Source organism: Rhizobium sp. WYCCWR 11152, from assembly GCF_013087615.1.
Taxonomy (GTDB): domain Bacteria; phylum Pseudomonadota; class Alphaproteobacteria; order Rhizobiales; family Rhizobiaceae; genus Rhizobium; species Rhizobium indicum.
In genome coordinates this window covers 255933-272910 of record NZ_JABFCP010000008.1, presented here as the reverse complement: position 1 = coordinate 272910, position 16978 = coordinate 255933, and the positions used below count along the sequence as shown (strand labels likewise).

The 16978-nt window shown below is 61.3% G+C and carries 18 protein-coding genes; 6 read left to right on the top strand and 12 right to left on the bottom strand.

Going from position 1 to position 16978, the window contains the following annotated elements; translation table 11 throughout:
* Positions 1-79: 79 nt before the first annotated feature.
* Positions 80-1465, bottom strand: coding sequence for a glutathione-disulfide reductase (gor, locus tag G9X67_RS11205; protein ID WP_171598703.1), 1386 nt, complete (start codon positions 1463-1465; stop codon positions 80-82).
* Between the two features lie 226 nt (positions 1466-1691).
* Between gor and G9X67_RS11200 the strand changes: the two genes are divergently transcribed.
* Positions 1692-1904, top strand: a complete 213-nt coding sequence (locus tag G9X67_RS11200) for a hypothetical protein (protein WP_168310938.1) — start codon at positions 1692-1694, stop codon at positions 1902-1904.
* Positions 1905-1960: 56 nt separating this feature from the next.
* Here G9X67_RS11200 and G9X67_RS11195 read toward each other — a convergent pair whose 3' ends face one another.
* The 3 genes from G9X67_RS11195 to rpiA form a co-directional block, all read right to left on the bottom strand.
* Positions 1961-2245 carry an acylphosphatase gene (locus G9X67_RS11195; RefSeq protein WP_171598702.1) on the bottom strand — a complete coding sequence of 95 codons (285 nt, stop codon included), beginning with the start codon at positions 2243-2245 and terminating at the stop codon, positions 1961-1963.
* 94 nt (positions 2246-2339) lie between these two features.
* On the bottom strand, positions 2340-2903 hold the full coding sequence (locus G9X67_RS11190) for a DUF2059 domain-containing protein (RefSeq protein ID WP_017960712.1): 564 nt from the start codon (positions 2901-2903) through the stop codon (positions 2340-2342).
* Positions 2904-2918: 15 nt separating this feature from the next.
* A complete protein-coding gene (gene rpiA / locus G9X67_RS11185; protein WP_003540249.1) occupies positions 2919-3617 on the bottom strand; it encodes a ribose-5-phosphate isomerase RpiA in 699 nt (232 codons plus the stop codon).
* Between the two features lie 225 nt (positions 3618-3842).
* Here rpiA and G9X67_RS11180 point away from each other — a divergent pair, with 225 nt between their 5' ends.
* Positions 3843-4559: an HAD family hydrolase gene (locus tag G9X67_RS11180; RefSeq protein WP_171598701.1), complete on the top strand. Its 717-nt coding sequence runs from the start codon at positions 3843-3845 to the stop codon at positions 4557-4559.
* Positions 4560-4693: 134 nt separating this feature from the next.
* On the opposite strand, the gene G9X67_RS11175 is transcribed toward G9X67_RS11180, so the two are convergent.
* Both G9X67_RS11175 and G9X67_RS11170 read right to left on the bottom strand, forming a co-directional pair.
* Positions 4694-6607 (bottom strand): murein L,D-transpeptidase, encoded by a 1914-nt coding sequence (locus G9X67_RS11175; protein ID WP_171598700.1) that lies wholly within the window; start codon positions 6605-6607, stop codon positions 4694-4696.
* A 94-nt stretch (positions 6608-6701) separates the two neighbouring features.
* Positions 6702-6968, bottom strand: coding sequence for a hypothetical protein (locus tag G9X67_RS11170; RefSeq protein ID WP_171598594.1), 267 nt, complete (start codon positions 6966-6968; stop codon positions 6702-6704).
* Between the two features lie 61 nt (positions 6969-7029).
* Here G9X67_RS11170 and fumC point away from each other — a divergent pair, with 61 nt between their 5' ends.
* Complete coding sequence (gene fumC, locus G9X67_RS11165) at positions 7030-8421, top strand: class II fumarate hydratase (RefSeq protein ID WP_171598699.1); 1392 nt, start codon at positions 7030-7032, stop codon at positions 8419-8421.
* A gap of 135 nt (positions 8422-8556) precedes the next feature.
* Here the strand turns inward: fumC and G9X67_RS11160 are convergent, their stop codons facing one another.
* Positions 8557-9390, bottom strand: coding sequence for a VCBS domain-containing protein (locus G9X67_RS11160; RefSeq protein WP_171598698.1), 834 nt, complete (start codon positions 9388-9390; stop codon positions 8557-8559).
* Positions 9391-9646: 256 nt separating this feature from the next.
* Between G9X67_RS11160 and G9X67_RS11155 the strand changes: the two genes are divergently transcribed.
* Entirely contained in the window at positions 9647-11254 is a 1608-nt protein-coding gene (locus tag G9X67_RS11155) for a fumarate hydratase (RefSeq protein ID WP_171598697.1), read from the top strand.
* Positions 11255-11274: 20 nt separating this feature from the next.
* Here the strand turns inward: G9X67_RS11155 and G9X67_RS11150 are convergent, their stop codons facing one another.
* Complete coding sequence (locus tag G9X67_RS11150) at positions 11275-11481, bottom strand: hypothetical protein (RefSeq protein ID WP_138329242.1); 207 nt, start codon at positions 11479-11481, stop codon at positions 11275-11277.
* Positions 11482-11828: 347 nt separating this feature from the next.
* On the opposite strand from G9X67_RS11150, the gene G9X67_RS11145 reads away from it, so the two are divergent.
* Complete coding sequence (locus G9X67_RS11145) at positions 11829-12896, top strand: GGDEF domain-containing protein (RefSeq protein ID WP_003540258.1); 1068 nt, start codon at positions 11829-11831, stop codon at positions 12894-12896.
* A gap of 290 nt (positions 12897-13186) precedes the next feature.
* Here the strand turns inward: G9X67_RS11145 and G9X67_RS11140 are convergent, their stop codons facing one another.
* Positions 13187-13798 (bottom strand): pyridoxamine 5'-phosphate oxidase family protein, encoded by a 612-nt coding sequence (locus G9X67_RS11140; RefSeq protein WP_138329241.1) that lies wholly within the window; start codon positions 13796-13798, stop codon positions 13187-13189.
* 37 nt (positions 13799-13835) lie between these two features.
* Positions 13836-14816 (bottom strand): alpha/beta fold hydrolase, encoded by a 981-nt coding sequence (locus G9X67_RS11135; RefSeq protein WP_171598696.1) that lies wholly within the window; start codon positions 14814-14816, stop codon positions 13836-13838.
* A 47-nt stretch (positions 14817-14863) separates the two neighbouring features.
* On the opposite strand from G9X67_RS11135, the gene G9X67_RS11130 reads away from it, so the two are divergent.
* Positions 14864-15331, top strand: a complete 468-nt coding sequence (locus tag G9X67_RS11130) for a MarR family transcriptional regulator (RefSeq protein ID WP_025394811.1) — start codon at positions 14864-14866, stop codon at positions 15329-15331.
* Positions 15332-15334: 3 nt separating this feature from the next.
* Here G9X67_RS11130 and G9X67_RS11125 read toward each other — a convergent pair whose 3' ends face one another.
* Positions 15335-16525, bottom strand: coding sequence for a low temperature requirement protein A (locus G9X67_RS11125; RefSeq protein WP_138329239.1), 1191 nt, complete (start codon positions 16523-16525; stop codon positions 15335-15337).
* 62 nt (positions 16526-16587) lie between these two features.
* Positions 16588-16962 carry a DUF971 domain-containing protein gene (locus tag G9X67_RS11120; RefSeq protein ID WP_138329238.1) on the bottom strand — a complete coding sequence of 125 codons (375 nt, stop codon included), beginning with the start codon at positions 16960-16962 and terminating at the stop codon, positions 16588-16590.
* Positions 16963-16978 lie beyond the last annotated feature (16 nt).

The following is a 16978-nucleotide window of genomic DNA, read 5'->3' as shown; positions in this document are numbered from 1 at the left end:
ACGGCGTTCTAATGCATGTCGCCCGGAAGTGTGCAGCGGTTCCGGGTCAACGACATGCAGGGCAAAAGCACGTCGTGGCTCAAATCCGCTTGCCGTCGCGGATCCGATAGCTCGGCGCATACATGGTGACGAGCTCTTCGGCCGCCGTCGGGTGCAGCGCCATCGTCCGGTCGAAATCGTCCTTGGTGCAGCCGGCCCTCAACGTGATGCCGAGCAGTTGCGCCATCTCGCCGGCATCGTGGCCGAGGATATGGGCGCCGACCACCTTGCGGCTCGCCGCATCGACGATCAGCTTCATGATCATCCGCTCGGCCCGCCCGGAAAGCGTGGCCTTCAGCGGTCGAAACTGGGCGCGGTAAACCTCGAGTTCGGAATAACGCTTGCCCGCCTCCTCTTCTGAAAGCCCGACAGTGCCGATCTCGGGCTGCGAGAAGACGGCGGTCGGGATCAGTTCGTAGTCCGGCCGGGTCGGATTGTTCTTGTACTCGGTCTCGATGAAGCACATCGCCTCGTGGATCGCCACCGGCGTCAGTTGTACCCGGTTGGTGACATCGCCAAGCGCATAGATGTTTTCGACATTGGTGCGGGAATATTCGTCGACAATAACGGCGCCGCGCTCGTCGACGGCGACACCGGCCGCCTCGAGGCCGAGGCCTTCGGTGTTCGGATCGCGCCCGAGCGCCAGCATGACGACGCCGGCTTGCAGCGTGCCGTTGTTCAGCGTCTCCAGAATGAGCCCGTCCTCACCTTTCGAAACCTTCTGCAGCGTGTCGTGGCAGAGGATGCGGATGCCCTTGGCGGCCATCGCCTCATGCAGCCCACGCCTCAGATCTTCGTCGAAGCGCGACAGGATCTCGGCACCGCGATAGATCAGCGTCGTCTCGACTCCGAGACCATGGAAGATATTGGCGAACTCGACGGCGATATAGCCGCCGCCTGATATCACGATCGATTTCGGCAGCTCTTCGAGATGAAAGGCCTCGTTGGAGGAAATGCAGAGGTCGTGACCGGGAAGCGCTGCATGCGGGTTCGGCCGTCCGCCGGTGGCGATGACGATCGTCTTTGCCGTGACCGTCTGTCCGGTCTTCAGCAGCCGGACCGTATGGGCATCGACGAGTTCCGCGCGCGTTTCCAGGATCTCGGCATTGGCGCCGGCGAGACCTTTCTTGTAGAGGCCTTCCAAACGGGCGATTTCAACATCCTTGGCTGCCACCAGCTTCTTCCAGTCGAAACTGCTTTCGCCGACCGTCCAGCCGAAACCCGCCGCATCCTCGAAATGCTCGTGGAACTGCGAAGCATAAACGAAGAGCTTTTTCGGCACGCAGCCGCGGATGACGCAGGTGCCGCCGTAGCGATACTCCTCGGCGATCGCCACTTTCTTGCCGAGCGATGCGGCGACACGGGCGCCGCGCACGCCTCCGGAACCGCCGCCGATGACGAAGAGGTCGTAGTCGTAGGAAGACATGAGGAGCTCCGGAAGGGAATCGCAGGAAGGATGTTCCTGATATAGGGGCGATCGTCATGAAAACAAAAGCCCGCTCCTGCGTCATCCGGTTCCCATCGCCGAATCTTCATTGTAAAGGGCTCAGCCCAGTCACCGTCTTCGGTTGACCAGTCACCGTTTACGGTTGACCCGGTCGGCCGAGGCTGGCAGGCAATCCATGGGATGGAAAAGAATGGCGGAGCAAAAGATGGATCAAACTCTCTTCAGCAACCTGTGCAAGGCTGGCAAATTCAAGGAAGCGCTCGGCCTCGCCATTCAGGGCCACGAGCATGAAAAATATACCCCGAGCCGCTTCTCGATCGACAAAAAGACGAGACTGCCGATCTTCTATCGTGGCAACAAGCGCGTAGAGCCGGATGAGACGGGTGAATGGCAACTTGCAAAGAACCCGAACCCATAGGGCTGAGTTCCGGCGCATATGCGATGCCAATTGCATCTGCCTAGCGATGACTGCTGTCAGCGGGTAATGCGGAAATCCGTCGGATTCTTTTCAAGCTGGGCTGCTTCCGTCTCGACGCCCAAAACCGACGCCCCCGAAGGCCCGCGCCTAAAACGCTCGATCATCGTCGAGATGGCGCTGTCGGGTCCTGCGATCACAGCGACGACGGCCCCGTCCTCTTCATTGCGAACCCAGCCCGTCAAACCGAGCCGTACCGCCTCATCACGCGTCCACATGCGAAAACCGACACCCTGGACCTTGCCGGATATCCGAACTCGGACAGCCTTGTCATGATCGGACATCTGCAGTCACCTGAAACCTCGCCGGCGGCATTTGCCGCATCATAGCAAAAAAGCCCGGACGATGCCGGGCTTTCGCAAATTTGAGGGGCAGCCCTTACTGCTGGGCAGCCGGTGCCGGAGCCGGAGCGGTCGGGCTGTCGGTTGCCGGCGGCGGTGCCTTGATGACCTTGGAAAGCTCGGCGTTGCTCTGCTTTTCCAGGTCGCGGGAAATGCCCTGCGCCCAGATGTCGGCAGCCTTCGCCGTCTCGCGCGAGGCGACCGGGCCATCGCGTAGCAGCTTCTTGCCAACGTCGGAATTATAGAAGTCGGCGATCGCCTTCAGCTCGTCGACGGAGAAGGTCTTGGCATAGGTGAGTGCCGCCTCCTTCTCCAGATCGCCGCGGCGCGGCGCCAGCGCCAGCGCCTGCGCATCGACCGTCGACGAAATGATGTCCTGGTAGTTCGGCGAATCCTGGATCAAGCCGGCCTTCAGACGCTCGGCGAGACCGGGCAGGATGTTGTCGAACTGGGCAGTGGCGCCGATGGCGTCGATCGCCGCGCGAGACGCCTTCAGCTGCTCCTCGGAGACTTCCTGCGCCTTGACGGCGGAGCCGAAGGCAAGCCCGGAAAGAACGACGGTCGCAGCGGCGAGACGGCCAAGACCTGCAATGTTCATCATGAGTATATGCTCCTGTTATCTGTTTGCCTGCAGCGTGCGCGCACCCGCAGGACCGGCAATGATCGCAAGTGCCGCCATATTGATAAAGAGCCCGTGTTCAACGACGCCGGGTATGGAATTCAGCTCGCTCGAAAGCGCCTCTGCATCAGGAATGCGGCCAAAAGATGCATCGATGATGTGATGGCCGCCATCCGTGGTAAACTCTCCGTCACCCGACTGGCGCAGGTCGAGTTCACCGGAAAGACCAAGCCGGGCGGCGACCTTTTCGATCGCGATCCGCGTCGAGACGAGCCCGAACGGATTGACCTCGATCGGCAGCGCGAAGGCGCCGAGCGTTTCGACCAGCTTGCTCTCGTCGGCAATGACGATCATTCGCTCGGAGGCCGCCGCGACGATCTTTTCGCGCAACAGCGCGCCGCCGCCGCCCTTGATCAGCCTGAGCGCCTGATCGACCTCGTCGGCGCCATCGATCGTCAGGTCGAGTGCCGGCAGTTCGTCGAGCGACTTCAGCGGGACGCCGAGTTCGACGCAGAGCCGCGCGGTTCGTTCGGACGTCGGAACGCCTTCGACCCTGAAGCCGCCCGCGACCTTCTCCGCCAGCAGGCGAACGAATTCTTCCGCCGTGCTGCCGGTGCCGATCCCGAGACGCATCCCGCTTTCCACATGGGCGAGTGCGGCCTCGGCGGCTTTGATCTTCATTTCGCGGGCATCCATGCGCCGCCAGCTCCTGATATTGCGTTGGATGTGCTGTTTACACGGCTCGCCTGGCAAACGAAAGTCAAAATCATCACGGAAAATGAAAAGCCGAAACAGAGGCCTGCAGCCTTCCCGGCCATCGTCGGACGTTGCTTTCCGCCGCATGATCGCCTACCTCAGGGACGATCCATCGTTCCCTTGGACGATCCATCGCTCCTCAAGACGACCATCGCTCAAAGAGACATGCCCTTGACCCCTGTTCCCGCTCGCCCGGCGCTCGTCGTCTTCGATCTCGACGGCACCCTTCTCGATACCCATGTGGATCTGGTCGAGAGCCTGAACCATACGATCGCCGCCCTCGACCTCGAACCGGTCAGCTACGACGACCTCACCCACCTCGTCGGCCAGGGTGCGCGCGTCATGATCGAGCGCGCCTGCCGGCTGCGCGGCCATCCGCTCGAAAGCGACGCCCTGCCGCTGCTGGTCGAGCGTTTCGTTGCCCACTATGCCGGCAACATGCCCGGCCGTACCGAACCCTATCCGGGTCTGGTCGCCGCGATGGACCGGCTGAAATCTCAGGGTTACCGCCTCGCCGTCTGCACCAACAAGATGGAGAGCCTGGCACTCGGCCTGCTCGACAAGCTCCACCTCACCCGATATTTCGACGCCATCACCGGCGGCGACAGCTTCGAATACCGCAAGCCCGACGCCCGCCACCTCACCGGCACCATCGAACGCGCCGGCGGCGACATCGCCCGCACCGTGATGATTGGCGACAGCATCAACGACATCGCCGTGGCGAGGAACGCCGGCGTACCGTCGATCGCCGTGCCTTTCGGTTATTCCGATGTGCCGGTTTCGAGCCTCGATCCGGATGTTATCATCACCCATTTCGATGAGTTGACACCGGAGCTGGTGGAGAGGCTGATCCGCGACTTCGCGGAGAAGGTTGCGGTCTGAGTCCCAGCCGTCCCCGACTTCCGCTGGGTGCCACGCGGCAAGCCCTCTCCACTTTGTTCCCATTCCGTGCTCGCTGCAAAAACAAACCGGGCGGCCCGAAGACCGCCCGTTCGCATAAACCATCAAATCCGATATCAGATCTGCGCCCCACGCGCCTTGCTCGTCGCATCAAAAGCCTTGTCGACGTAGGCGTCGCGGCCATAGACGTCGTCGAAATACTCCACCACGCCGTCCTTGTTCGGCCAGGCGGTGAAGTAGGAGACGTAGACCGGGATCTTCTGCGGCACGCGCACCGCATGGTTCTGCCCGCTGGCGATCTGCTTGGCGACGTCGTCGACCGTCGTGCCAAGCACGGCGGCCGCCATCGCCCGCGGATCGGCAAGGCGTACGCAACCGTGGCTCAGCGCCCGCATGTCGCGCTTGAAGAAGCTCTTCGACGGCGTGTCGTGCATGTAGATCGCGTGGCTGTTCGGGAACAGGATCTTCAGTTCGCCGAGCGCATTGTCGCTGCTTGGCGGCTGGCGCACCGAAACATTATTGGTCGAGCCGTACCAGTCGACGCTGGACGAGGCGACGGCGTGGCCGTTCACTTCGACCTCATAACCGAGCTGGTCGAGATAGTTGGGATCCGAGCGCAGCTTCGGCAGCATCTCGTTGATGATGATCGACTGCGGCACGCCCCAGAAAGGGTTGAACTCGACCGTCTCGATTTCGTCGTCGAAGAAATAGGTTTGGTTGTTCTTGCCGCCGACCACCACGCGCATCGACAGCTGTTCCTTGCCGTCATTGTGGTAGTAGACCATGTAGGCCGGCTGGTTGATCATGACGTAACGGGAACCGAGATCCTCCGGCAACCAGCGCGCCTGCTCCATGGCGACGACGAGCTTGTCGATCTTCGAGGCATTGGTATCGCCGCCGGTCATGGCGCGCACCGTCGCCTGGCCGATGACGCCATCAGGCTTCAGCCCACGCTCTTTCTGGAAATCCTCGACCAGCGAAACGATGTCGGGCGAATAGTCGATGCTGCCGGCGTAAGCAGCAAGCGTTGCCGCATGATCGGTCCTCAGCGTTTCGGAACCGTGCTTGCCGATCGCCTTGACGATATTGGCGATCTCCGGCGAGCTTTCGCCAGGCCTCAGCAGCCTGTCGAGCGAAACGACGATTCGCTCCTCATTGCCGCCGTCGGCGGCACGAAGCTTGGCAAGCTCCGCCTTCAGCGCCTGGAATTGCGGACTATCAGGCGAGCGGCTGGCGATGTAGGCGCCGACATCTGGGCTCAGGCGGGCAAGCTTCAGCACCGGGGTCAGATTGACCACCTTGCGCTGGAAGTCGTGATAGCCGGAGATCTTGTTCGGATCGATGCGGCCGCGCACCGTGTCTTGCACGAAGGCGAGCACCTTGGCGGAGAGATCGAGCTCGAACTGTGTCAGCGCCCGGTCGCGGAAGGCGGGATCGGGATTGGCCGGGTCGATATCAGGCGTCTGGACGGCGTAATCCGCCGCGTCGAGGCCAACGAAGGACGCATCGGCAAGTACCTGCATCGCCGACTTGGCGCGGTCGTTGATCTGGTTGCCTTCGACCCAGACGAGCGGATTGCGGCTGTCGCCGTAATAGGCTTCAAGCGCCTTTGCGACGTCGGCATTGGCGCGCACCTTGGCCTGCGCCAGGAAACGGCGCTGCACGGCCGGCTCGGCGCTGGCATCACCGCTGCCCGAAACATCGGCGACTGCGCCGGTGACGACGGGATCGGCAAACCTGCCGGTATCGACGAACTGCAGCGTCTCGGTTTTGTAGGTATAATAACGTGGACCGCTCACCTTCGGTAGCGGCGCTTCCGGATCGAGCCCGCCGAGCGAGCCACCGACGCCACCGCGCGAACCCACACGGCCAGGCGGCATCTGGTCCATGAAGATGGTGCTCTGCGTCCGCTGCCTGTCGCCGCGCAGCATGTCCATCAGTGTATAAGCATGCGCGGGTGCGGCAGTCATCATTGCCACGCCGCAGGAAAGTGCCAATGCGGATGCCGCGCTTCTCAAAACGAACGTCATATATCTTCCAGTCCCGGTGTCATGCTGTTCTTGTCACGAGCGCAAGGCTCAAGCTCAAATCCCGCGAAACTCAAGCAGCGTAGGGCCTCATTGATCAGAAACCGGCCTGCGCCGCCAGCGCCGGCAGACTCAATTTTGTGTGACGGAGATCCTGCACGGCGCCGGCCAGCAGTTCACACAAAATTATGAAATTATTAGTTAATTTTTTACCGAATTTTCGCCGCCAGACCAGTCCGGCGAAAACGCCCGGACGCATAAAATTTCCAAAGTGGCTTAAAAGGCACGCCGAAAAGCCAGCGCAAACATGACTGGCGATTTCAATATTTCGCGCGGCGTCCAGTTTTCTTGTCGGACTTTCCAACCTATAAGACCTCATCTTTCGAAAATGCCCGAAAACAGCATGTAAAGGGAAGGCAAGGCCGATGACCGCAACCCGCACCGAAACCGATACTTTTGGCCCGATCGAGGTCGTCGCCGACCGATATTGGGGCGCCCAGGCCGAGCGTTCGCTCGGCAATTTCAAGATCGGCTGGGAAAAGCAGCCGCTGTCGATCGTGCGTGCGCTCGGCATCGTCAAGCAGGCCGCCGCCCGCGCCAACATGTCGCTCGACCAGCTCGATCCTGCCCTCGGCAAAGCGATCGTCGACGCCGCCCAGGAGGTGATCGACGGCAAGCTGAACGACCACTTTCCACTGGTCGTCTGGCAGACCGGTTCAGGCACGCAGTCCAATATGAATGCCAACGAGGTGATCTCCAATCGTGCGATAGAAATGCTCGGCGGCGTCATGGGTTCCAAGAAGCCGGTGCATCCGAACGATCACGTCAACATGAGTCAGTCGTCGAACGACACCTATCCGACGGCCATGCACATCGCCTGCGCCGAGCAGATCGCCCATCACCTGCTCCCGGCCCTCAAGCACCTGCATGCCGCGCTTGACATGAAGGTCACCGAATTCAGCCACATCATCAAGATCGGCCGCACCCACACCCAGGATGCGACGCCGCTGACCCTCGGCCAGGAATTTTCGGGTTACGCGGCCCAGGTCGGCTCCGCCATCAAGCGCATCGAAATGACCCTGCCCGGCCTTTGCGAGCTCGCCCAGGGCGGCACTGCCGTCGGCACCGGCCTCAATGCGCCGGTGGGTTTTGCCGAAAAGGTCGCCGAAGAGATCGCTGCCATCACAGGCATGCCCTTCGTCACCGCGCCGAACAAGTTCGAGGCACTCGCCTCGCATGACAGCATGGTCTTTTCCCACGGCGCCATTAATGCCGCCGCTGCCGCCCTCTTCAAGATCGCCAACGACATTCGCCTGCTCGGCTCCGGCCCGCGGTCCGGCCTCGGCGAACTGGCGCTGCCGGAAAACGAGCCCGGCTCCTCGATCATGCCCGGCAAGGTCAACCCGACCCAGTGCGAGGCGATGACGCAGGTCTGCATCCACATCTTCGGCAACAACGCAGCCCTCACCTTCGCCGATAGCCAGGGCCATTTCGAGCTCAACGTCTACAATCCGATGATGGCCTATAATTTCCTGCAGTCGGTGCAGCTGCTCGCCGACGCCGCCGTCTCCTTCACCGACAATTGCGTCGTCGGCATCGAGGCCCGCGAAGACAACATCAAGGCCGGCCTCGAACGCTCGCTGATGCTGGTCACCGTGCTTGCCCCGAAGATCGGATACGACGCCGCCGCCAAGATCGCCAAGACGGCGCACAAGAACGGCACGACGCTGAAGGACGAGGCCCTCGCCAGCGGCCTGGTGACATCGGAAGAGTACGACGAGATCGTGCGCCCGGAAACGATGATCGGGCCGAAGTAAGAAGGTCGCATAGGCCGCAGCCCCTCATCCGGCTGCCGCCACCAACCGGGGTCGAGCCACAGGTCTCGACCCGTCCTTCGGACCCCCGCTCGGGGGGAGAAGGGGATATGCCGCAACGCCTCGACTCCCTCCGGCCTATAGCAAGGCAAACAGCGAAAAATTGTCCATCACGACGGAATTGCCCATGAAATCGAAACGGATTTCTTCAATGTCTTCGAGATTGACCTCGAGAGTGGGGCCGGTGACTTCAAGCTCCTGCTGATAGACGATCTGGCCATCGTTCAGGGCGGTGAGCGTCAGGTGAAAGGGCGCTGCCGACAATTCGGCAATCGAAACGCTCTGAAAGGTGAACTCCCCGCCATCGAGCATTTTCAAGCTTACGGGCGCGGAACCTGGAAATAGGACCGTATCGCTGAAACCGTCCTCGGTGATGGCGTCGACGCCCGGGATGGTATCATAGACATGCCCGTTCAGAAGCGTCAGGTCGTGGCTGCCGTTCACCGAAAGTGCAAAGTTGCGGTAGTCAGGCAGAGAGAAATTATCCGCCCTCGAGGTGACGCCCATATCGTCGAAATCCAGGACTTCGTGGTATTTTTCGCCTACGTCGACGCCGTCGATCGCAAGGGTCAGCACGCCGAGGTCCGTGCCCCCTGAGCCATCGGACATCTTGTAGCTCAGCGTCTCGATGAGCTGATCGTATTTCCCTAAATTCTTCACGACGTCGAGCGTGTAGTCCAGCTCATATTCGAAGTGGCCGTCCGGCTTCACTCTGAAGGTTCCGTACTCGCCCTTGATGATCGTTTCATGGTCAGGCCCATGTTTGGCGTCGATACGCACGCCATTGACGAAGCGAGCATACATGTCCGCTCCCTCGGGATCACTGGCGAGGCGCAGCAGATCCCCACGGATCCAATTGTCTTCGAAAAAAACGAGAAGGTCGTCGACAGCAGTTGGCTTTGCATTTGTCATTGGAAGCCCCGGCAAGTTAACGCTGCCGGGAATATGAACTGGCCTCGACCGGAAGGCAACCTGAAGTCGTCTGCTTCGCGAAAAATGTCGACTTCCCCTTTACTTTCACTCGCTTACCGTGTGTGACGTGCCGACTGCAAAACGCGACACGACATGGCCGCCCACTCCAGAGTCCGCCGCATCCTGATTGCTTTTGCCCCGCGGCGGATTTAGACCGGTTCCAATCTAGCGACGCCCTACCAGAAAGGTCACTTCGATGGCTGACGATCTCTTCCCCCTCGGCAAGGATACCACCCCCTATCGCAAGCTCAGCGGCGACCATGTCTCGGTCGACACGTTCAAGGGCCAGGAGATCCTGACCGTCGAGCCGGAGGGGATCCGCCTGCTGGCCGAAACCGCCTTTGCCGACATCAACCACCTGCTGCGTCCCGGCCACCTGAAACAGCTCGCCTCGATCCTCGACGATCCCGAAGCGACCGACAATGACCGTTTCGTCGCCTACGATCTCTTGAAGAACGCCAATATCGCCGCCGGCGGCGTGCTGCCCATGTGCCAGGATACCGGCACGGCGATCATCATGGGCAAGAAAGGCCGCAGGGTCTGGACCGAGGGCGAGGATAGTGCAGCGCTGGCCCGCGGCGTCATGGACGCCTACGAGAAGAAGAACCTGCGTTATTCGCAGCTCGCGCCGGTCAAAATGTTCGAGGAGAAGAATACCAGAAACAACCTGCCGGCCCAGATCGACATCTACGAGGAAGGCACCGACGCCTACGAGTTCCTCTTCGTCGCCAAGGGCGGCGGCTCGGCCAACAAGACCTTCCTCTACCAGGGCACGCCCTCGCTCTTGACCCACGACCGAATGATCGACTTCCTTAAGGAGAAGATCTTGACGTTAGGGACGGCAGCCTGTCCTCCCTACCATCTGGCGATCGTCATCGGCGGCACCTCGGCCGAGATGAACCTGAAAACCGTCAAGCTCGCCTCCACCCGCTATCTCGACGAACTGCCGACCGAAGGTTCCGAGAGCGGCCACGCTTTTCGCGACATCGAGATGGAGAAGGAAATCCACAAACTGACCCAGCAGATGGGCGTCGGCGCCCAGTTCGGCGGCAAGTATTTCTGTCATGACGTGCGTGTCATCCGCCTGCCCCGCCACGGCGCCTCGCTGCCGATCGGCCTCGGCGTCTCTTGTTCCGCCGACCGTCAGGCCAAGGGCCGCATTACCCGCGACGGCATTTTCGTCGAGCAGCTCGAAACCGATCCGTCGAAATACATGCCCGAAATCGACGAGGCGAAACTGTCGGAATCGACGGTGCGCATTGATCTCAACCGGCCAATGGCCGAGGTGCTCGCCGAACTCTCCAGGCATCCCGTCAAGACCCGCCTGTCCTTGACCGGCACCATCATCGTTGCCCGCGACCTCGCCCATGCCAAGATCCGCGAACGGCTGGAAAAGGGCGAAGGCATGCCCGATTACCTGAAGAACCACCCGGTCTACTATGCCGGCCCCGCCAAGACGCCTGCCGGCTACGCCTCCGGCTCCTTCGGCCCGACGACGGCCGGGCGCATGGATAGTTACGTCGACCAGTTCCAGTCCTTCGGCGGCTCGATGGTGATGCTCGCCAAGGGCAACCGCTCGCGCGCCGTGCGCGAGGCCTGCAAGAAGCACGGCGGCTTCTATCTCGGCTCGATCGGCGGCCCCGCCGCCCGTCTTGCCCAGGACTGTATCCGCAAGGTTGAAGTATTCGAATATCCCGAGCTCGGCATGGAAGCGGTCTGGAAGATCGAAGTCGAAAACTTCCCCGCCTTTATTGTCATCGACGACAAGGGCAATGATTTCTTCCAGGAACTGAATTTGGGGTGATGGGGCAGGCTGCGCCTGCTCTACCGTGCCGACGCCTTATCCGACGCGCTGATGTTCCGCGCCGTGACCACCTCGCCCACGCTCACCACAGCCCCAGCATCGACCCTTGCCAGGATCTCCGTGCGGAAAGCGCCGGCGAAGAAGCCGGTGTGCTCCAGCAGCAAGACGCCGGCGGCAAGGACGGTGAAGGTCAGGATGGCGAAAGAAATATGACGGGAGGTTTCCATGGTCTCACGCCCTGATTTGTGGGCCAAGATCGGGTCCGTTGCAGAAAATACGATCCCCAAAATGTCGAGACTGCAATACGAAACGGCCAAAACCAACTGTCGACAAGATGAATACGGTCTCCAGCAGAGAAGAACTGTAAGTTTTTCAGACACTGTACCCGCTCAGCGAGTATGCACTGCCTCAGTAAATATACGTTTTTCCATGGAGAATCATAGGTCTGATCGAAGTATTACCCCATGGGGCATTTGTCGTATGTAATCTTTGGTATATATCGCTTTAATCTTTTCCCAAGAAATTTAAGCTAACAAATAGAATATTGCCTTTGAATATATGAGGAGTTCGCCGGATGAATACGGCTGTCGCGCCCAAGGTGCCGGTTCCCGACGTTGCGGGTCAGATCACCTATGCCATGCGCTCTATGGGCGTCGCGCCGATACCGCGCAATTACCAACTCTTCTACGAGGCCTATATCGGCTCTAATCCAGCCCTGACCCGCGAGCTTGCGGCCCTCGGCGGCCAAGTGACCCAGGCCGAACTCGATGCGCTCGGCGCGCAGCACTTCACCCACAGCCCGGCCCGTGTCTTCGATGATGCCCATACGCGCATATCAGGCGAGCTCGATGGCCTGCTGCGCATTCTCAGGCAGGAGCAGAGTTCGCTCGAAAGCTATACCAGACTGCTCGGCGAGACCCACAAGCGTATCACCTCCAAGAGCAATGCCAGTGTCGAACTGATCGAAAACGCTATCGATCTCCTGAGCCAGGCGACCGGCGACACCATGGCGCATGGCGAACGCACCGTCGAGGACGTCGTCCAGCGCTCGCAGGAGATGGATCAGGTCCGCAAGGAACTCGACGAATACAAGCGCATCGCCAACACCGACTCGCTGACGCGCCTTTCCAACCGCCGCGCCTTCGACGACCGCCTCGCCGCCATTTTCGACAATTCGAGCATGCGGCCGGTGACGGCGCTGCTGCTCTGCGACATCGACAATTTCAAGAAGATCAACGACACCTACGGCCATCCGGTCGGTGACAAGGTGCTCGCCACAGTCGCCTCCGTCATCCGCAGCAATGTCCGCCGTGACATCTTCGTTGCCCGCACCGGCGGCGAGGAGTTCGCCCTCATCATCGATGGCAACACGCCCGAGGAAGTGACCGCGATCGCCGAGCGCATTCGTCGCACGCTGGAGACGACGCCCTTCAAAAATTCCCGTACGCGGGTGAATTACGGTCCGGTCACCGTCTCGATCGGCATCTGCATGGCCTCCAGCGCCGGGGATGCCGGCGAACTCTATAGCAAGACCGACATCGCCCTTTACGGCGCCAAGAATGCCGGCCGCAACTGCACCATCCTCTATCAGGACGGCATGCAGAAGGATTTCACCAAGAGCTGGCTGATCTATAAGACGTGAGGGTAATCGGTCGCCGTGCGCACGCTGTCACCACAAGGTGACGGCTTAGACTGTTGTTCGGTTCACGCCGATGGCTCCGCCAGGAGTCCGAGGGAACGGACGAGGTAGCCGCTTGCTCCCTCATTCCTGTGCCTGTCACAGGAATCCAGCCACCGCGCGTCTGCGCGGTGAATAACTCTCTGCGACCGTGAAAATGTCTTCCGCACCCAAGGACTTGGGCGCACTGGATTCCTGTGACAAGCACAGGAATGAGGGAAGAGAGGTGGGTGTCCGCTTCTCGACACCACACCCTACCACATCGTCTTCGCCGCCCTGCCCGGCCATTCCCGGTCATAGGTCTCCTGGTCGAAATCACCCACCGCAGCCTTCAGCATCTGTCCCGGCGTCGGCAGCTTCGCCGGATCGGCGAAGTGTTCTCCGTTCCAGAGTTCGGCCCGCATCACGGCACGCGCGCATTGGAAATAGACCTCGTCGATCGAAATGACGACGACGGTACGCGGATGTTTGCCGTCCATCTCGAAGCTCGAAAGCAGCGCCTCGTCGTCGGAGACGATACCGCGGCCGTTGATGCGCATCGTCGTGTTCGAGCCGGGGATCAGGAACATCAGCGCCAGGCGCGGATCGCGCACGATGTTGGAGAGCGAATCAACGCGGTTGTTGCCGCGCCAATCCGGCAGATGCAGCGTCTCGTCGTCGGCGACGCGCACCACGCCGCCAAGATCGCCGCGCGGCGAACAGTCGAGCCCTTCCGGCCCGACGGTCGCAAGCGCCGCAAACGGTGAGATCTCGATCATCTCACGATAGAGGGGTGTCAATTGCTTCGTCACCTTGGTGACGGAGGCCGGCGACAGGCCGGCGCCATAAATCGTATTGAGCTCTTCGATGCTGCTGATGATTTTCATGAGGCGTCCCGCCGCGGCTTGATCTTCGCGACGGACGCTACAATGCCGCGCGCCTTGCCGGAAGCTCAAAAAACGGAATGATCTCCGCATCTTTTTTGATGCTTTCATCAGGCACTTCACCCACGCCCCGATCGCCGTCGAGAAACGCCGCGATCGCGGCAAGAACCGGTGCGGCGCCGATGATGCGCCGGTGGCCGAAGCCGTTCGCCCAGAACAGCCGAACGCCCTTCCCCGCCGCGCCATAGCGCCTGGCATGGAGAGACGACACCTCCTTGTCTTCCTCGGCATGGATGACGAGCACCGGCCGGCCGATGACGCCCGCCGCCGCGCCGGCGTCGAAATCCTCAAGTCTCCGGCCGGTGACGCGATGGACCTCATTCTCCAGTGTGGCTTGCGCCGCAGGGCGAAGACCGACCATCCGGCCGAAATCGGTAAACAGCCAGCCCATCTCGCTCGGCGCGCCGATCAGCACTAGGCGGTCGCCGCCAACAGGCGCAACGCTGGGCAGCAGGCCCGCCGCCGAGACCATCAACGCCGCGCCGCCAAAGGAATGGCCGATCGCCGCATCGAATGCGCCGAAGCGCGCCTCGGCCGCTGCGATCGTCTCGACCGCAAGCCCCATATGCAGGAAGCGCCCGCCGGAACGGCCGTGGCCGGGAAAATCGAGCGCCACGACCTCCGCGCCCGTTGCCGCAAGCATCGAGATGAGTTCGGCCATATATGTCGCGCTCGATCCCCAGCCATGCGTCACCAGATAGCGCTTGCGTTTGCCCCTCGCCCCGCCGTTCAGCCGATAGGCATGCGCTTGGCGCCCGCCGGCAAGCCGGAGGGTAAAGCGTTCGGCGCCGGCAAGCCGGGCCGCACCCGCCGCATGCGCCAGCTTCGACTTTGTGCCCTTGGGTCTTGCTGACGGCGTCCGGCAGAACAGCTGGAACGCCGCTCTGGCCGCCAGATCAGGAGAAACCGTCTGCAGCAGCGAAAACCCGAGGCGGGTGACGTTAAGCGCAAAGTTTGCCATAGTGGCATTCCAAAATACTGTTCAACACTGAACAATAAAGTACAACGATGAACAAAAATCAATCCCTTCCCTGGGATCATCCGCGTTTTCGCAGCTGGATCGCGGTGGCTCGCGCCTGCCAGCTCATGCAACAATCCCTGGCCCGCTCGCTTGCCGATCTCGACATCAAGCCGCCGCACCTCGATATCCTGGTCAATCTCTATCGTTTCGAAGGCATCTCGCAGCAGGAACTGGCGCGCAAGCTGCTGGTCGGCCGCTCCAATATGAGCATGCTGCTGCCGCAGATGGAAAAGCGCGGTCTAATCCTTCGCCGCGATGACGAACGCGACAAGCGTGTGCTGCGCCTCTATTTGACGCCAGAGGGTCGAAAGCTGAGTGAGGAAGCCATGGCCATCCAGACCGGCCTCATCGATCGCGTGCTGTCGGACGAGCCGATAGAGCAATGCATGGCGACCGCCGATTCGATGGAGCGGATCATCACCATGCTGCTGAAAGATCTGCGCGACGAGGACTGATGTTCAATGCAGCGTCGGCGCCGCCTCCGTACCCGTCAGCGAGCGGTATTCCCAAGCGGCGACGACGATCAGCACCAGCGTCGCCAGAATGCCCATCAGATAGACCTCGATGAAGGGCGCGACAAAGGCAAGCAGGATCAAAAACACCAGGCCGGCGAGATGCGAGAGTGGCATCCGCCCGCTGGTCGCGCCCTTGAACCAGAGATTGCCGATCAAAAACAGGCCGGAGCCGCCGAGGACCGCCGCAGCGATGCCGAGATCACCGGTTTCGTGTGGATGCGAGAACATGAACTCGACCGCGACGGCATGGACGATGATGCCGGCGAGGATAGGGATATGCCCATAGGTGAAGGCCTGCCGCGCCAGGCTGCCCGGCGTCTCTTCATGCTCGATGCGGTGGGCGGCGCGTCCGTGTCCGAAGCGGAAATAGAGCCACCACATGGCGACCGTGCCGATGAAGGCGGTGACGAAGACGACGCTGGTCAGTCCTGAGAACGGCAGCTCCGCAAAGGTGCGGCCGGACACGAGGATCGCTTCGCCGAGGCAGATGATGACGAAGAGTGCACAGCGCTCCGCCATGTGCGCGCCGGAAACGTCCCAGTCCCGTGCCGTCGAGCGGCCGAGCCCCGGCACGGCAAAGCCCGCGGCCGGCCCGGCATATTCGATCGCAAGCGCTATCACCCAGGCGATCAGCCGGGCTTCATGCTCGAGCAGCCCGCCGACAATCCAGAAGACCCCTGCAGCCACGAGCCAGGCGGTGATGCGGACGAAATTCAGCGTATTGGCGCGGTCGACGCGCGTCATCGCATAGGTCGTAAACAGCGAGCGCCCGACCTGCATCGCCACATAGGCGCCGGCAAACAGCAGCCCCTTGTCGCCGAAAGCCTCGGGAATGGAGGCAGACAGCAGCAGCCCGAGCATCATCAGCGCCACCAGCATGCCACGCACCGGCATCTTGTCCGGATCGAGCCAGTTCGTCACCCAGGCGGTGAAGATCCACACCCACCAGACGGCGAAGGTCATCAGCGCCGCTTCGGCGGCACCGAGCGGCGTGTAGTGGGCGGCGAGCGCATGCGAGAGCTGCGAGATCGAAAAGACGAAGACCAGGTCGAAGAACAGTTCGAGGAAGGTCACCTTGTTGCTGCTGGCGCTGCCCTTGGCGCGCAGCCAGTTCTTTCCGTTCGTTTTCGCCATATGGCCCCCCGATGGCTGGAATTGTGGGTCTCTTGAAAGTGATAGCGGCGCTCTCGTGAGCGTCAGCGCGGCTTCTCCGCCGTATCGCGGTTCATGCCCTTTTCGCTGAGCTCGTTCTCGTAGGCCGAAAACAGCTCCGTGCCCCGTTCGCCGAGCTCGCGCAGATAGGTCCAGGTGTAGATGCCGGTATCGTGCATGTCGTCGAAGCCGATCCGGACCGCGTAATTGCCGGTCGGCATCATCGAGATGATCGCAACATTGCGTTTGCCGGGCACCGTCACCTTCTGCCCGGGCCCATGGCCTTGCACCTCGGCCGAGGGCGACAGCACACGCAAGAGCTCGGCCGACAGGTCGAAGCTCTGGCCGTCGTTGAAAGTCACCGCCAGCCGCTGCCTGTCTTTCGAAACGCGAAGTTCGCTCGGCCAGATATCGCTCATCATTTTGTCCTCTTCT

What these genes read in the sequence shown, in the direction of transcription:
- G9X67_RS11175 (WP_171598700.1), bottom strand. Translation starts at nt 6,607, where the DNA reads ATGACGTTCGTTTTGAGAAGCGCGGCATCCGCATTGGCACTTTCCTGC.
- G9X67_RS11180 (WP_171598701.1), top strand. Translation starts at nt 3,843, where the DNA reads ATGCCCTTGACCCCTGTTCCCGCTCGCCCGGCGCTCGTCGTCTTCGAT.
- G9X67_RS11140 (WP_138329241.1), bottom strand. Translation starts at nt 13,798, where the DNA reads ATGAAAATCATCAGCAGCATCGAAGAGCTCAATACGATTTATGGCGCC.
- fumC (WP_171598699.1), top strand. Translation starts at nt 7,030, where the DNA reads ATGACCGCAACCCGCACCGAAACCGATACTTTTGGCCCGATCGAGGTC.
- G9X67_RS11155 (WP_171598697.1), top strand. Translation starts at nt 9,647, where the DNA reads ATGGCTGACGATCTCTTCCCCCTCGGCAAGGATACCACCCCCTATCGC.
- G9X67_RS11200 (WP_168310938.1), top strand. Translation starts at nt 1,692, where the DNA reads ATGGATCAAACTCTCTTCAGCAACCTGTGCAAGGCTGGCAAATTCAAG.
- G9X67_RS11160 (WP_171598698.1), bottom strand. Translation starts at nt 9,390, where the DNA reads ATGACAAATGCAAAGCCAACTGCTGTCGACGACCTTCTCGTTTTTTTC.
- G9X67_RS11135 (WP_171598696.1), bottom strand. Translation starts at nt 14,816, where the DNA reads ATGGCAAACTTTGCGCTTAACGTCACCCGCCTCGGGTTTTCGCTGCTG.
- G9X67_RS11190 (WP_017960712.1), bottom strand. Translation starts at nt 2,903, where the DNA reads ATGATGAACATTGCAGGTCTTGGCCGTCTCGCCGCTGCGACCGTCGTT.
- gor (WP_171598703.1), bottom strand. Translation starts at nt 1,465, where the DNA reads ATGTCTTCCTACGACTACGACCTCTTCGTCATCGGCGGCGGTTCCGGA.
- G9X67_RS11120 (WP_138329238.1), bottom strand. Translation starts at nt 16,962, where the DNA reads ATGAGCGATATCTGGCCGAGCGAACTTCGCGTTTCGAAAGACAGGCAG.
- G9X67_RS11130 (WP_025394811.1), top strand. Translation starts at nt 14,864, where the DNA reads ATGAACAAAAATCAATCCCTTCCCTGGGATCATCCGCGTTTTCGCAGC.
- rpiA (WP_003540249.1), bottom strand. Translation starts at nt 3,617, where the DNA reads ATGGATGCCCGCGAAATGAAGATCAAAGCCGCCGAGGCCGCACTCGCC.
- G9X67_RS11195 (WP_171598702.1), bottom strand. Translation starts at nt 2,245, where the DNA reads ATGTCCGATCATGACAAGGCTGTCCGAGTTCGGATATCCGGCAAGGTC.
- G9X67_RS11145 (WP_003540258.1), top strand. Translation starts at nt 11,829, where the DNA reads ATGAATACGGCTGTCGCGCCCAAGGTGCCGGTTCCCGACGTTGCGGGT.
- G9X67_RS11150 (WP_138329242.1), bottom strand. Translation starts at nt 11,481, where the DNA reads ATGGAAACCTCCCGTCATATTTCTTTCGCCATCCTGACCTTCACCGTC.
- G9X67_RS11125 (WP_138329239.1), bottom strand. Translation starts at nt 16,525, where the DNA reads ATGGCGAAAACGAACGGAAAGAACTGGCTGCGCGCCAAGGGCAGCGCC.